Genomic DNA, 13,847 nt, shown 5'->3' with positions numbered 1-13,847 from the left:
CACAACCGATAACAGGCAAAACTATGAGCGAAAACACCTCTCCGACCGTTAATCATCCCCCGCTGAAAGTGGTGCCGGCACGCTATCCGTGGCGGCTGGCCGGTGCGGTATTTTCGGTGTTCATCCTGCTGGCGATAGTGCAATCCATCGCCACCAATCCCCGCTGGGAATGGGGCGTGTTTCGCCAGTGGTTTTTGGATCCGGTCATTTTGTCGGGGCTTGGCAAAACCCTGCTGCTTACCCTGCTCGGCACCCTGTTTGGTATTATCTTTGGCACCGCGCTGGCGCTCGCCCGCCTGTCGAAATCCTACTTATTGAATTCCCTGGCGTGGGGCTACATCTGGCTATTCCGCTCGCTGCCGTTGCTGCTGGTATTGATCATCCTCTACAACTTTTCTTATCTGTACGACAATCTTTCGATCGGTATTCCGTTTACTTCACTGTCGTTTTTCAGCACGCCAACGGTGGATTTGTTGGATCAATTTTCCGTCGCGGTGCTCGGCCTTTCTCTGGTGCAATCGGCGTATACCGCTGAAATCATTCGCGGCGGGATTTTAGGCGTCGAGCACGGCCAGCATGAAGCTGCCGCCGCACTGGGCTTACCGGCGTATCGCCGCACTTTCCGCATCATTTTGCCGCAGGCGCTGCGCTCGATTCTTCCGACGGGTTTTAATGAAGTGATCAGCCTCGCCAAAGGCACGTCGATTGTTTATGTGCTGTCGATGCCAGAGCTGTTTTACACCGTGCAGGTGATTTACAACCGTACCCAGCAGGTTATTCCGCTGCTGATGGTCGCGACTGTCTGGTATCTGCTGATCACCACCGTGCTGTCAGTACTGCAATATTACGTCGAACGTTATTTCTCACGCGGCACCGTGCGTCAGGTTGCGCCGACGCCGTTGCAACGCCTGCGTCAGTGGCGTCTGGCCCGCTCATAACGGCTTACTTTCTGGAGAATCATCATGTCCGAAGCCTTTGATCTGTTCGTTAACCGCCCGGCGGAAACTCCTGTTAAGCAGCTGTTCCCCCATAAATCTCATACCACCACCGTCGGGCGCATCGAGATCAATAATCTCAGCAAATATTACGGCGCGCACAAAGCGCTGGATAACGTCAGCCTGAACATTGAGCCTGGCACAGTGACGGTGATCCTCGGCCCGTCCGGCTCCGGTAAATCGACCCTGCTGCGCACCATTAATCATCTTGAACGTGTGGATGAAGGGTTTATCCAGATCGACGGCGATTACATCGGTTACCGGCGTAAAGGCGACACGCTGTATGAGCTGAAAGAAAGGGCCATCCTCAAACAGCGCACGCACGTCGGCTACGTGTTCCAGAATTTCAATCTGTTCCCGCACATGACCGTGCTGGACAACATCATCGAAGCGCCGGTGGTTCACGGTTATCTTAGCCGCAAACAGGCCATCGTCCGTGCCTATGAACTGCTCGATACCGTTGGCCTGCGCGAAAAAGCGCATGCCTGGCCGCGCCATCTTTCCGGCGGTCAGCAGCAACGCATCGCTATCGCCCGCGCGCTGGCGCTCAACCCGAAAGTGATGCTGTTTGATGAGCCGACCTCGGCGCTGGATCCTGAACTGGTTGGTGAGGTGCTGGACGTTATCAAAAAACTGGCAGAGTCCGGCGTGACGCTGGTAGTGGTCACGCATGAGATAGGCTTCGCACGGCAGGTGGCGGATCAGGTGGTCTTTATGGTTGACGGGCGCGTCGTTGAAAGCGGCAACGCTGCACAGGTTCTCGACCGGCCAGTACATGCGAGGACGAAGGCGTTTTTAGAGAAAGTGTTGTAAGCCTTACGCCACCGTCGCAACGAGGCTTTTCAGGTGCGCGATACGCTGTTTGTCGGGGTTGATGAGGACATCGTTGTTGATGGCCAGCACCACGCCCTTGAGCAGTTCCGTGGTGCTGGAAATCTGAGAAAGGGATTTCAGCTCGTTAATATCATGGTGGATTTCGCGCCCTTTCAGCGAGAGACGTTTATTCGCCAGACCGGTTGCCAGCTCAGAAGTGAGAAGCTGTACCAGTTGCACTGCGGCCACCGGATGGGTCGCCAGCATATGGATATAATATTTCATCAGCAGCGGGATGAACTCCGGCGTCGCACCCAGTTTGGCGCTTGCCAGATTGAGGATATCGATCATATGCGCAGGCACGCGGCTTTCCACGGCCTTACGCTGTGTTTCCAGCTGCTTCTTCACCGCAGGAACCGACTGGTACGGCAGCAACGCCACGCTGTCGCAGGTCTTACAAACCCCCACTACCACGTTCTTCACCAGCCCGCTGCCGTCGCTGAAAGGCACATCGCGCAGCTGGAAGCTAACCGTCTGAAAAGACTGACACACCTCGCAAGCCGCCCGTTTCTCATCACCCACTTTGTAGATTTTCATAATTTCCCTTTAATGATGAACGCTGATAAATACGCTGGCCGGTTCATCGAAATACCATTTGATATACCAATGTAAGCCTGCGCAGGTCACTGTAATAATGTGTACATCAACACTGCTGTCATAATGATGAGGGCTCATCCGGTGATCGGCCCCACCTGCGCGCATAATCACATTGATGACCTCTGGCACAGACACATCACCGGTACTTAATAAATTCTTAAGGTCCACATCGTGCCGGACAGCAATCTCAATATTCCCCGCCCGTAAACACTCAATGACCCTGCGCTTAATATCTTTAAACCCCACACGCCCTCCAATGTACGCCAGTTGTCGTACGTTATCAACTGATCATTTTGGCCTCACATCTGAAAAGACTGAGGATGAAAATATGCGCACAGAATACGAGCACTCGTGTAGAAATGAATGATAAATAATATATTTATCAATTAACTGGAAGATGGCACGGAAATAAGAATGTAACGGAAGAAGGACGTTGCATGAGGTTGAACAGGCACCCGGTCTGTCAGCCGGGCACCTTGCATTACGATGGCGTTAATGGTGCTTGGGTTATCGCAGAGTACCGAAGGTTTACTCCCTGCTTACGGATATATCCCTTTAAACACCGTTTTCTTCCTCCCCTGAGACATAATCCCTTCTAACGCCGCAACGCATGCCAGATAGTGCGGCGTTTTTTTATGCGCCAGCACCGCGGCTTCATCCACATAGGCCTCGTAGATGAAGAAACGCGTCGCCATCTCTGAGTCCTGCAATACATCGAACCGCAGATTTCCCGGTTCCTTTACCGCGCCCAGATGATTGGCATGAAACACTTGCAGAAAATCGGCGATTTTGTCCGGCTGGACATTAATTTCAACCAGCGTCACTTCCATGGTTTACCCCTTCTCGCTCAGGAACAGTTCATAGGCATGCGCCACGCTGGCGTTTTCATGCACCACGGCTTTAACCGCATGGAGCATCGCCACCGGCGACTCTGACTGGAAGATGTTGCGTCCCATATCGACGCCCGATGCGCCCTGATCGAGCGCTTTAAAGCACATCTCCAGCGCCTCGCGCTCCGGCAGCTTTTTGCCTCCGGCGATCACAATCGGTACCGGACAACCGGCGGCGATACGTTCGAAACCTTCATCCACAAAATACGTTTTGATGATGTTTGCGCCCATTTCGGCGGCGATGCGTGTAGCCAGCGAGAAATATCGCTGATCGCGTGCCATATCTTTGCCGACGCCGGTCACCGCCATGGTCGGCATGCCGTAGCGCATCCCCTGATCGACCAGCTGGATGATATTTTTGATCGACTGATGTTCGTATTCACTGCCGATATACACCTGCGCCGCCATCGCCGCGACGTTCAGGCGCAGCGCGTCTTCAATGGCGACCGCCACGGTTTCATTGGAGAGCTCAGTCAGGATCGAATTTCCCCCCGACGCACGCATCACTACGGGTTTATTCACCGCAGCAGGCACCACGCTGCGCAGCACGCCACGGGTACACATCAGCACGTCGGTGTGTGCAAACAGCGGCGCAATATTGATGTCGATGCGCTCAAGACCGGTGGTCGGTCCCTGAAAATAACCGTGATCGAAGGCCAGCATTACCGTGCGGCCGGAGTCAGGATTGAAAATCCGCGCCAGACGCGATTGCATCCCCCAGTCCAGCTGGCCGCTGCCCTTGAGGAAAAATGCCCGGTTCTCCTGCGGCGTGCCGATGCCGAAGTTTTTGCCATCTCTGATATCGTCCAAATCTGCCATGCTGTGTCTCCTTTATCGAAAACCGTTATCGTCAGAAATCGTATTTACCGATGTTGTCTTTGGTGAAGACCACGCGTTCCGGCAGCAGAACGATGCCGTTGCCTTTGGCCTCATACTGGTAGCCCTGCACGCTGTTGGGCACCACTTCTACCGTCCCGACGTCCGGCACATCCAGTTTGTCCCCCACGTTCAGGTCACCTTTCTTCAGCAGCTTATCGGCGACGTACACCGAAATTTTGCCCTGACTAACCACGTCCCACAGGCCGAACTGTTTGACCGTGCCGCGCTCGACGTAAGGTCGCATGACGTTTGGCGTGCTGAAGCCGACGATGGTCACGTCTTTACGTTTGAGGTTTTCCGCCGCCTGCGCCGCAGCCGGTAAGGCGTTGGCGTCCGGCGCGATAATCGCATCCAGATCGCCATAGGATTTCAGGATCCCTTCGGCGGTTTGCAGGGATTTGGTGGCGTCGTTATAGCCGTACTGCGTGGTGACAACTTCCCAGCCCGGATGCTCTTTGGCGATTTTAGCTTTCGCCTCTTTCACCCACTGGTTCTGATCGGTCACCGTCGGGCTCGAATAGAAGAACGCCACTTTGGCTTTCTCTTTTTTCACCTGACTGGAGGTCATGTCTACCAGCATTGAGCCCAACTGCTGCGGCGTGCCCTGATTGATGTAAATCGAGCGGCACTCGGGCTTGGTGTCGGAATCCCAGGTCAGCACTTTCACGCCGCGCTGCATGGCGCGTTTCAGCGCCGGACACAGCCCGTCAGGTGAAACGGCAGCAACGACAATCGCGTTGTACCCCTGATTGACGAAGTTATTGATCATCTGCACCTGACCGGACACGCTCGGTTCGGTCGGGCCGTCATAGGTGACATCCACGCCCAGCGCTTTCCCCGCCGCCGTCGCCCCGTTGCCGCCGCTGGTGAAGTACCCGACGCCGACCAGTTTTGGAATAAATGCGATGCGTTCAGCTGCCTGCGCACTCAGGCAGGCGAGGCTGACGGCACTGGCGATCAGCATGGTTTTCAGCATTTTGGTTTTCATCTTGCACCCCGGTTCATTTGGATAATAAAGAAGGAGAAGACGCAGACCAGCGCTGGCGGTAACGCTGGAAAACACTGCGGATAAGACCCCGGTTGAGGCTGGCGGAACGGCCAATCACCACCACGATCAGCAACGCACCGGACAGCGCGCTGGAGACCTGACTTGAGACGCCGACCATCTGCAACCCCTGTTGCAAATAGCCGATCAGCAGCGTCGCCAGCGCCGTCCCGAGAATAGAACCCGAACCGCCGTAAATGTTTGCGCCACCGAGCACCACGGCGGTGATGGCCGGCATCAGCAGCGCATTGCCGAGATCGGAACGCGCCGAGCCGAAATAAGATGTCATCAGAATGGCGGCTACCGCCGATGCCAGCCCGGTCATGCCGTACAGCGCAAACACCGTCCGGCTGACCGGCAGCGCACCGTAGCGTGCCACGCGGGCATTCTGGCCGATGAGAAACACGTTGCGCCCGGTGCGACTGCGGTGCATCAGCAGCCAGAAAAACAGCGTGGCGGCGAGGAAAATCAGCAGAGGCATCGGCAGGCCGAGCACCACCTGATTGGCAAAATTGGTGAAGACATCCGGGAAATTACCGATGCCTTCAAAGCCGGTCGCGCCCGCCAGCCCGGAGAGCAACAAGGCGCTGCCGCCGAACAGGTACAGTGTGCCGAGCGTTATCACCAGCGGATTGACGCCGGTATAGAGGATCAGCGCCGCGTTGAGTAAACCGCAGGCTGCGCCGAGCATCAGAGTGAGAACGAGCGCCAGCGCCAACGGCACACCGGCCTGACACAAGACACCGAGCGCGATGGCGCACAGGCCGATGGTTGAGCCGAAGGAAATGTCGATCCCGCCGCTGACAATCACCAGCGTCAGCGGCAGCGCCACAATGCCGATGGTGATGAAGTCACTGGTGCTGAAAAGTAGCGTATTGGCATCAAGCATTCGCGGATTCGCGAAGCCGAACAGCAGAATTTCCAGTATCAGCAGCGCCAGCAGCGCCGCTTCCCAGCCATACTGTTGAAGGATTTTCATCACGCTACCCCGCCTTTTTTGCCGGTGCTTAAACGGCGTGTGAGATGTTTTTGCTGACCAGGTTTACGCTCAGCAGGCTTTTTCTGTTCGGGCTGGCTGGCAGAGAGGAAGCGGGCGTATTTCTGGCGGCGCAGATTTTTTTGTAACGCCTGGCGCAGTCTGCCGTCGAACACCAGCACCGCCAGCAACACCAGTCCGGCAATAAAATCATTCCACCAGGCAGGCAGCCGGAGCAGCACCAGCACGCTGTCGATCTGGGTGAGGAAATACGCACCGAGCACCGCACCGAGAATCGAACCGGTGCCGCCGAGCAGACTGATCCCGCCCAGTACGCAGGCGGCGATGGCTTTCATTTCCAGCCCGCTGCCGGTCTGATTGGGGACAAAACCAATTTGCGAGGCAAAGACGATACCGGCGATCGCCGCCATCATGCCGTTGATACCGAACGCCAGAATACGCACGCGGTTAACCGCCACGCCGAGCTGCCGCGCGCCCTGTAAGTTATCGCCGACCGCGTAAAAACTGCGGCCAAACGCAGTGCGGCTGAGCATCCAGAACATCGCGCCCAGCAGTACGATAATTCCCCAGCCGAGCGCCGATACGCTGAGAAATACCGGTTCGGACAGCGATTTCAGCCCCGCCGGTAAGCCCTCAATCCATTTGCCGCCGGTCATCAGCAGCATCAGCCCGCGATACAGCCCGAGCGTGCCGAGCGTCGCGACTATCGCCGGAATGCGCAGCCATGCGACCAGTACGCCGTTGAACAATCCTGCCAGCAGCCCGGTTCCCAACGTGATGACGCAGGCCAGCGCCAGATTCATACCGTCGTTGAGCAACACGCCCAGCGTGACAGCGCACAAACCCGTGATCGACCCGACCGATACGTCAATATTGCGGGTCAGCATCACCAGCGTCGCGCCCATTGCCAGCAGCATCAGGATCTGCGCGCTGCCAAAAATCATGCTCAGCGTCTGGAAGCTGAACGACTGCCGGTCCATGATGCCGAGCAACGCAAACAGCGCGATAATCGCCATCAGCGCGGTCAGTTCACGGTTGTTTTGTATCCGCTTCAGCATGAGGATCCTCCGGTGGCAGCGGTCTGGGGATGGTTACCAAACGCGATGTGCATGATGTTGTTGACGTTTATTTCGCTGCCTTGCAATTCGCCACTCATTTCGCCCTGATGCATGACGAATACGCGATCGGCCAGCGCCTCGATTTCATCCAGATCCGAAGAAATCAGGATCACCGCGACATTCTGTTCAACAACGTTGCGCAGCAGCTGATAGATGTCGGCGCGGGCGGAGACGTCCACGCCGCGCGTCGGCTCATCGACGATCAGCACCACAGGCTGCGCTTCCAGACATTTCGCGATCAGCAGCTTTTGCTGATTGCCGCCGGACAGCGTGCGGGCGGTTTGTGAACCGTCGCGGTACTTGATCCCCAGTGCGCGGTGATAACGTTCGAGTACCGCCGCTTCGCGTTTGATGTTCAGCCACCAACTCTGACGGTTAAAGGTCAGCGAGGTGGTGTTCCAGCTCAGCGGCGCATCGAGATACAGGCCGGACGCCTGACGGTCCTCCGGCAGATACACCAACCCCTTTTGCAGCCGCTGCAACGTGTTCAGCCCGCTGATGTCGTGCTGCATCAGCCGCACCTGACCGCTTTTTGCTTCGCGCAGGCCGTACAGGGTTTCTGCCAGCTCGGTTCGCCCTGCCCCGACCACGCCTGCCAGCCCGACGATTTCCCCGGCGCCGGCGCTAAATGAAATATCGATAAAGCCTTCGCCGGTAAGATTTTCTACCTGCAAGACCGGTTCCCGGCCTTTGGCATTGCGCCGCGTGCCGGGTAAATCCAGCCACAGCTTTTGTTCAGCGGGCAACGCCACGTCCTGCGTTTGCGGCGTGATAGCGCGGATTAGCGCGTCATTATCAAGTTCAGCCAGCGTGCCGGTGAGGGCAATTTTGCCGTCGCGCATCACGCTGACCCGGTCGGCAATCGCGCGGATTTCAGGTAGTTTGTGGGAGATAAACACCACGCCGACGCCTTTTGCGGTGAGATGGCGAACCTGCGTGAACAGGCGGGCGGATTCGGCGGGCGTGAGCGAGGCGGTCGGTTCATCGAGGATCAGCAAACGTGCGTCGCGCATCAGCCCGCGCAGGATTTCCACCAGCTGCTGATCCGCCACTTCCAGCGTTCCGGCCAGTGCGCCGAGTGGCAGATTGCAGCCCAACCCGCTCAACGTTTCGAGTAATTTTTTCTCGCTGGCCTGACGGGCGGGTAAGCGGAACAAAATGTTTTCTCGCACCGTCAGGCTCGGAAACAGCATCGGTTCCTGCGGCACCAGATAGATGCCTGCCTGATGCGCTTTGGCCGGGGTCAGCGCCAGCAGCGGCGCGCCGCCAAGCTGCATTTCGCCGCAGTCAGCGGTTTCGACTCCGGCAATGATTTTCATCAGCGTCGATTTCCCCGCCCCGTTCCCACCCAGCAGCGCGTGAACTTCACCGGCGCGCAGACTGAAACCGATATCTTTCAGCACCGCCACGCCGGAAAAGCTTTTGCTAACGCCGCTGACCTGCAGCAGCACCGTGGATGAGGCAAGGACGTGTTCTGGCTGCTGCATACATCACCCTCAGAGCGGATACATTAAATGAACAAATGTATTTGTTGTTTAACAATGTTCATAAACCTAGTCTGCGTTGAGCAGGAAAACTTTTGCATCGATCACAGTTTGTTCAACTCATATACTCTGCGATATGATTCATGCGGCAATCATTCAGGATTTGCCATACACATCACAGTTAACAACATTTTGTTAACGAACAATTGATCTACATTTTGATAAGTGTTCACTATGGCTTCTGAAAACGGCAAGAAAACGAACCTGTCCGATTTGACTAACCATCTGGAATTCAGCATGGGTGAAGAGGAACTGCTGGCGCGCACCGCGTGGTTCTATTACCACGACGGCCTGACCCAGAATGAGATTGGTGAACGGCTCGGGCTGACGCGGCTGAAAGTGTCGCGCCTGCTGGAGAAGGGCCGACAGTCGGGCGTGATCCGTGTGCAAATCAACTCGCGCTTCGAGGGTTGTTTGTCGCTGGAAAACACTCTGCTGGAGCGCTTTAGTTTGCAGCAGATCCGCGTGTTGCCGCAGCTGGCCGACGGTTCGCTGAGTGCACGTCTGGGCGTCGGCGCGGCGCATATGCTGATGACGTTGCTCAAACCTGAACAGCTGCTGGCGGTAGGTTTTGGTGAAACGGCGATGAGTACGCTGCAACATCTGAGCGGTTTCATCTCATCGCAGCAGATCCGTATGGTCACGCTATCCGGCGGCGTCGGACCTTACATGACCGGCATCGGCCAGCTCGACGCGGCCTGTGGTGTGAGCATTATTCCGGCACCGTTGCGTGCTTCTTCGGCCAGCGTCGCGGCGATTTTTCGACAAGAGCGTAATGTCCACGACGTGATGCTCGCGGCCTGCGCCGCCGATATCGCCGTGGTCGGCATCGGCTCGCTGAATCAGAAACAGGAAGCGACGATTTTACGTTCCGGTTACATCAGCGAAGGTGAACAACTGTTATTTGGCCGTAAAGGCGCAGTCGGCGACATTCTCGGATTCTTCATGCAGCGCAATGGCGAGCTGGCGGAAAACATGGCGATCCACGATGAGCTGATCGCCGTCGCCCCCGACGAACTGGCCAGTATCCCGACCGTACTTGGCGTCGCGGGCGGCGTCGAAAAAGCCGAGGCGATTGTCGCGGCGCTCAAAGGTAAACGCATTAACGCACTGGTTACTGAAGAGAGCACAGCAAGAGCCATGCTGGCGCTGCTCGGCTGACCCGCAGGGTTTATGGGGTGTGGCGGTCAGGTAACAGGTGCCCGATAAACCGGCACGAGAGAAACTGGCGATGACCTCAACCCTGAACTCTGACGACGATCGTAGCTATTTAATGGCGCTGGACGCCGGCACCGGCAGCGTCCGCGCGGTGATTTTCAATCTCGAAGGTGAGCAAATCGCCGCCGGGCAGGCCGAGTGGATCCATCTGGCCGTGCCGGATGTGCCCGGCTCGATGGAATTCGATCTGCAAAAGAACTGGCAGCTGGCCTGTCAGTGCATTCGCCAGGCGCTGCACGAAGCGCATCTCCCCGCCTCCGCCATCCGCGCCGTAGCCGCCTGTTCCATGCGCGAAGGCATCGTGTTGTATGACAAATCTGGTGAACCGATCTGGGCCTGCGCTAACGTCGATGCGCGCGCCAGCCGCGAAGTCTCGGAGCTGAAAGAAATCCACGATTTTCAGTTTGAGCGCGAAGTGTATGAATGCTCCGGGCAGACGCTGGCGCTGAGCGCTATGCCGCGCCTGCTGTGGCTGGCGCACCATCGCCCGGACATTTACCGCCAGGCGGCGACGGTTACGATGATCAGTGATTGGCTGGCCTATAAGCTCAGCGGCGAGCTGGCGGTGGATCCTTCCAACGCGGGTACCACCGGCATGCTGGATCTCGCCACGCGCAACTGGCGGCCGGAGCTGCTGGACATGGCCGGTCTGCGCGCCGACATGCTTTCTCCGGTAGCAGAAACCGGTACACGCCTGGGATACGTGACCGCCAGCGCGGCGGAAGGCTGCGGGCTGAAAGCCGGAACGCCGGTCGGCATGGGCGGCGGCGACGCTCAGCTTGGCACGCTTGGACTCGGGCTGGTGCGTCCCGGTCAGACGGCAGTGCTTGGCGGTACGTTCTGGCAACAAATCGTCAATCTGCCTGCGCCGATCACTGACCCTGAAATGAATATCCGCGTCAATCCTCACGTCATCCCCGGTATAGCGCAGGCGGAATCCATCAGTTTCTTCACCGGCCTGACCATGCGCTGGTTCCGCGATGCGTTCTGCACCGAAGAGAAAACCCTCGCCCAGCGTCTTGGCGTCGATACTTACAGCCTGCTGGAAGACATGGCCGCGCGCGTACCGGTCGGTTCCTGGGGCGTGACGCCGGTGTTCTCCGACGCAATGCATTTCAAAAACTGGTATCACGCTGCCCCGTCGTTCATCAATCTCTCCATCGACCCTGAAAAATGCAACAAACCGACGCTGTTTCGCGCGCTGGAAGAAAACGCCGCCATCGTCTCGGCTTGCAATCTGGACATGATCGCCAGCTTCTCCGGCGTTCGCGCCAAATCGCTGGTGTTCTCCGGCGGGGGTTCGAAAGGCAAGTTGTGGTGTCAGATTTTAAGTGACGTCACCGGCGTGCCGGTCAACGTACCGGTCGTGAAAGAGGCCACGGCGTTAGGCTGCGCGATTGCGGCGGGAGTGGCGGCGGGCGTGTATTCGTCCCTCGCCGAAACGGGTGAAGCACTGGTGCGCTGGGAACGGGAGTATCAGCCGGTGGCGGCAAACCATGAACTTTATCTTGCGCAGAAGGCGAACTGGCAGGCGGTGTACGCTGACCAGCTGGGATTAGTAGACAGGCATCTGACGACGTCGATGTGGAAAGCACCGGGGTTGTGACAGCTCCTCCCCTGCGGAGGGGAGAAGCCAAAACCCTATCTGGCGTTATTTGACACTCGCCATCGGCGGGTCCATCGCGACCTTCCCTTTAATCGCCTTGTTTTTCACTCTCCGTGACCACATCGCAGTCAGTATCGGGACCAATATCGAGGTGACGATAACCGAGGTGGCGACCAGTGCCGTCGCTGCCGGAGCCACCGCTTTAAACTGTGGCACCATCTCGGCGATCAGTACCGGAGTGGCGACCGCTGCGCCGGCAGAGCTTGAAGCCGCAATACCCGCCGTACCGTCACCGCCGCCGATAAATTTATCGGCCAGAATTAACGGAATACCGGTCAGGATAATCACGGAAACGCCCAGCAGTACACCCAGCAGGCCGGTTTGTGCGATAACCGTCAGATTGATGGTGTTACCGAGTGCAAAAGCGAAGAACGGGATCAGCGTTTGTACCGCTTTGCTGAAGAATTCACGCAGTTCAGGATCCAGATTACCTAAGCCAAAGCCGATCAGAAATGGCAGCACCGCGCCGACGAAAACGTGCGGTTCGAAAGAGGCAATACCGGCGGTGCCGAGGATGATCATGGTCATCAGCGGGCCGGATTCCAGAGACATCAGCACGAAAGCACCCGCCTCTTCTTTGGTGCCGTATTGCTGCATCACCGAGGCGTACAAGCCGCCGTTGGTCATGTCCATCGACGCGACCAGCGCCAGAACGGAGAGCCCGGCGAAGAAGCCGAACTCGACGCCGTTTTCCGGCATGAAGCGCGATGCCACCGCCGCCACAATCCACGCCACGGCAATTTTGGTCACCACCAGCGTGCCGGACTTACGCAGCACCGTCCCGGTGGCGCTCAGTTTTATCGACGCACCCATGCAGAAAAACCATACCGCCAGAATCGGCACGGTGCCGGTGATCAGGCCGTTAGTGAAGGAGCCGAAATATTTACCGGAGTCAGGTGCAAAGGTATGGCACAGCGCACCAATGAAGAGAGGAACTAACATCATTCCGCCGGGGATTTTTTCTATCGCTCGTTTAATGTGCATATTTTCCACCTGATGTAAAAGTAACGTATTACTGAATGCCGTTACGTTATCTATTCTCCAGGCTTATAAAAGTGACGCCAATCATAAAATGAAACGATGTTTCTATTTTTTAGATCGTGGGTTTTATTAATTTATCTCGTCAATAATTAATTTCAGCGCGAAATCACATTTTAGGATTATTAGTACGAAAATCCTTAACCCACAGAAACAAAAAAACCCGCAACAGTCGCCTGTGCGGGGGGTATTTGAAGGAAACACGAAGAAAGATCAGCTGAGCGTGGTCGTGCCGAATGCCTGACGCCAGTCGGCGTCGAACTTTTCTACCGCAGACTGCACGGCGGGCGTATTTAGCAGCTGTTCGGCAACATCCACCGGCAAGGTGATCGACTGACAGCCCGCCAGCAGACAATCCATCGCCTGACGTGGCGTTCTGAAACTCGCTGCCAGCACTTTTGACTGCGGGGCGTGCAGGCTGAGCAGCGTCTGTAATTCTTTCACCATTGCGATGCCGTCGCCGCCCTGCGCATCCAGACGGTTCACATAAGGCGCAACATATTCCGCACCGGCCAGCGCCGACAGCAAGCCCTGACCTGCCCCGTAAACGGCAGTACCGAGCGTCGGAATATTCATGCCTTTCAGCTTTTTAATCGCCGCCAGACCTTCGCTGGTGACCGGAATTTTTACCACCAGACCAGAAACTCGCTGCGACAACAGCAGCGCTTCGGCAACCATCTGTTCGGCGTCTGATGCCATCACCTGAGCAAATAATTTTCCGGTGCCGCCCAGCGCATCACGCAGCGCAGGCAACACATCCCACAGCGATTTCCCCTCTTTCGCCACGATGCTCGGATTGGTGGTCACACCCTGCAACGGCAAAATGCGTGAAAGACGTTTTACCGCAATGACATCGGCAGTATCGAGATACAACTCCATAACTCTCTCCCTGAAACCTGTGAGCGAATGCAAAGTTCGGAGATTGTACGCCAGCAAGCACAGGGTTTGTTGATCGTTGTCAAATGACTTTCGAATGAAAGTGCATAG

General features: G+C 56.8%; 14 protein-coding genes. 4 read left to right on the top strand and 10 right to left on the bottom strand.

Annotation, left to right across the window (positions count from 1 at the left end; translation table 11 throughout):
• The first annotated feature begins 23 nt into the window (after nucleotides 1–23).
• Complete coding sequence (locus tag ACMHLI_RS06185) at nucleotides 24–938, top strand: amino acid ABC transporter permease (RefSeq protein WP_413528680.1); 915 nt, start codon at nucleotides 24–26, stop codon at nucleotides 936–938.
• A 24-nt stretch (nucleotides 939–962) separates the two neighbouring features.
• Nucleotides 963–1,808: an amino acid ABC transporter ATP-binding protein gene (locus ACMHLI_RS06180; RefSeq protein ID WP_413528679.1), complete on the top strand. Its 846-nt coding sequence runs from the start codon at nucleotides 963–965 to the stop codon at nucleotides 1,806–1,808.
• Nucleotides 1,809–1,811: 3 nt separating this feature from the next.
• Here the strand turns inward: ACMHLI_RS06180 and ACMHLI_RS06175 are convergent, their stop codons facing one another.
• The 8 genes from ACMHLI_RS06175 to lsrA form a co-directional block, all read right to left on the bottom strand.
• Nucleotides 1,812–2,405, bottom strand: a complete 594-nt coding sequence (locus ACMHLI_RS06175; RefSeq protein ID WP_413528678.1) for a hypothetical protein — start codon at nucleotides 2,403–2,405, stop codon at nucleotides 1,812–1,814.
• 9 nt (nucleotides 2,406–2,414) lie between these two features.
• On the bottom strand, nucleotides 2,415–2,711 hold the full coding sequence (locus tag ACMHLI_RS06170; RefSeq protein WP_413528677.1) for a hypothetical protein: 297 nt from the start codon (nucleotides 2,709–2,711) through the stop codon (nucleotides 2,415–2,417).
• A gap of 293 nt (nucleotides 2,712–3,004) precedes the next feature.
• Nucleotides 3,005–3,295: a (4S)-4-hydroxy-5-phosphonooxypentane-2,3-dione isomerase gene (lsrG, locus tag ACMHLI_RS06165; RefSeq protein ID WP_413528676.1), complete on the bottom strand. Its 291-nt coding sequence runs from the start codon at nucleotides 3,293–3,295 to the stop codon at nucleotides 3,005–3,007.
• 3 nt (nucleotides 3,296–3,298) lie between these two features.
• Nucleotides 3,299–4,174 (bottom strand): 3-hydroxy-5-phosphonooxypentane-2,4-dione thiolase, encoded by an 876-nt coding sequence (gene lsrF, locus ACMHLI_RS06160; RefSeq protein WP_413528675.1) that lies wholly within the window; start codon nucleotides 4,172–4,174, stop codon nucleotides 3,299–3,301.
• Nucleotides 4,175–4,205: 31 nt separating this feature from the next.
• Entirely contained in the window at nucleotides 4,206–5,222 is a 1,017-nt protein-coding gene (lsrB, locus tag ACMHLI_RS06155) for an autoinducer 2 ABC transporter substrate-binding protein LsrB (protein WP_413528674.1), read from the bottom strand.
• A 13-nt stretch (nucleotides 5,223–5,235) separates the two neighbouring features.
• Nucleotides 5,236–6,258, bottom strand: coding sequence for an autoinducer 2 ABC transporter permease LsrD (gene lsrD / locus ACMHLI_RS06150; protein WP_413528673.1), 1,023 nt, complete (start codon nucleotides 6,256–6,258; stop codon nucleotides 5,236–5,238).
• On the bottom strand, nucleotides 6,258–7,334 hold the full coding sequence (lsrC, locus tag ACMHLI_RS06145) for an autoinducer 2 ABC transporter permease LsrC (protein WP_413528672.1): 1,077 nt from the start codon (nucleotides 7,332–7,334) through the stop codon (nucleotides 6,258–6,260). The genes lsrD and lsrC overlap by 1 nt, the downstream gene beginning before the upstream one ends.
• A complete protein-coding gene (lsrA, locus tag ACMHLI_RS06140) occupies nucleotides 7,328–8,881 on the bottom strand; it encodes an autoinducer 2 ABC transporter ATP-binding protein LsrA (protein ID WP_413528671.1) in 1,554 nt (517 codons plus the stop codon). Before lsrA ends, lsrC begins: the two co-directional genes overlap by 7 nt.
• 231 nt (nucleotides 8,882–9,112) lie before the next feature.
• Between lsrA and lsrR the strand changes: the two genes are divergently transcribed.
• Complete coding sequence (gene lsrR, locus ACMHLI_RS06135) at nucleotides 9,113–10,099, top strand: transcriptional regulator LsrR (protein WP_413528670.1); 987 nt, start codon at nucleotides 9,113–9,115, stop codon at nucleotides 10,097–10,099.
• Nucleotides 10,100–10,169: 70 nt separating this feature from the next.
• Complete coding sequence (gene lsrK / locus ACMHLI_RS06130; RefSeq protein ID WP_413529009.1) at nucleotides 10,170–11,762, top strand: autoinducer-2 kinase; 1,593 nt, start codon at nucleotides 10,170–10,172, stop codon at nucleotides 11,760–11,762.
• 45 nt (nucleotides 11,763–11,807) lie between these two features.
• Here the strand turns inward: lsrK and kdgT are convergent, their stop codons facing one another.
• Together kdgT and fsa are read right to left on the bottom strand one after the other, a co-directional pair.
• A complete protein-coding gene (gene kdgT / locus ACMHLI_RS06125; RefSeq protein WP_413528669.1) occupies nucleotides 11,808–12,806 on the bottom strand; it encodes a 2-keto-3-deoxygluconate transporter in 999 nt (332 codons plus the stop codon).
• Nucleotides 12,807–13,073: 267 nt separating this feature from the next.
• Nucleotides 13,074–13,739 carry a fructose-6-phosphate aldolase gene (fsa, locus tag ACMHLI_RS06120; RefSeq protein WP_413528668.1) on the bottom strand — a complete coding sequence of 222 codons (666 nt, stop codon included), beginning with the start codon at nucleotides 13,737–13,739 and terminating at the stop codon, nucleotides 13,074–13,076.
• Nucleotides 13,740–13,847: the final 108 nt, after the last annotated feature.

The organism is Rahnella inusitata, assembly GCF_965118895.1.
GTDB classification, from domain to species: domain Bacteria; phylum Pseudomonadota; class Gammaproteobacteria; order Enterobacterales; family Enterobacteriaceae; genus Rahnella; species Rahnella inusitata_A.
The sequence above is the reverse complement of the archived record's forward strand: the minus strand, read 5'-3'. Positions and strand labels throughout refer to the sequence as shown.

Coding starts and splice junctions, on each gene's coding strand:
- lsrK (WP_413529009.1), top strand. CDS start 10,170: ATGACCTCAACCCTGAACTCTGACGACGATCGTAGCTATTTAATGGCG.
- lsrA (WP_413528671.1), bottom strand. CDS start 8,881: ATGCAGCAGCCAGAACACGTCCTTGCCTCATCCACGGTGCTGCTGCAG.
- lsrR (WP_413528670.1), top strand. CDS start 9,113: ATGGCTTCTGAAAACGGCAAGAAAACGAACCTGTCCGATTTGACTAAC.
- ACMHLI_RS06185 (WP_413528680.1), top strand. CDS start 24: ATGAGCGAAAACACCTCTCCGACCGTTAATCATCCCCCGCTGAAAGTG.
- ACMHLI_RS06180 (WP_413528679.1), top strand. CDS start 963: ATGTCCGAAGCCTTTGATCTGTTCGTTAACCGCCCGGCGGAAACTCCT.
- lsrB (WP_413528674.1), bottom strand. CDS start 5,222: ATGAAAACCAAAATGCTGAAAACCATGCTGATCGCCAGTGCCGTCAGC.
- lsrC (WP_413528672.1), bottom strand. CDS start 7,334: ATGCTGAAGCGGATACAAAACAACCGTGAACTGACCGCGCTGATGGCG.
- fsa (WP_413528668.1), bottom strand. CDS start 13,739: ATGGAGTTGTATCTCGATACTGCCGATGTCATTGCGGTAAAACGTCTT.
- lsrG (WP_413528676.1), bottom strand. CDS start 3,295: ATGGAAGTGACGCTGGTTGAAATTAATGTCCAGCCGGACAAAATCGCC.
- kdgT (WP_413528669.1), bottom strand. CDS start 12,806: ATGCACATTAAACGAGCGATAGAAAAAATCCCCGGCGGAATGATGTTA.
- ACMHLI_RS06175 (WP_413528678.1), bottom strand. CDS start 2,405: ATGAAAATCTACAAAGTGGGTGATGAGAAACGGGCGGCTTGCGAGGTG.
- lsrF (WP_413528675.1), bottom strand. CDS start 4,174: ATGGCAGATTTGGACGATATCAGAGATGGCAAAAACTTCGGCATCGGC.
- lsrD (WP_413528673.1), bottom strand. CDS start 6,258: ATGAAAATCCTTCAACAGTATGGCTGGGAAGCGGCGCTGCTGGCGCTG.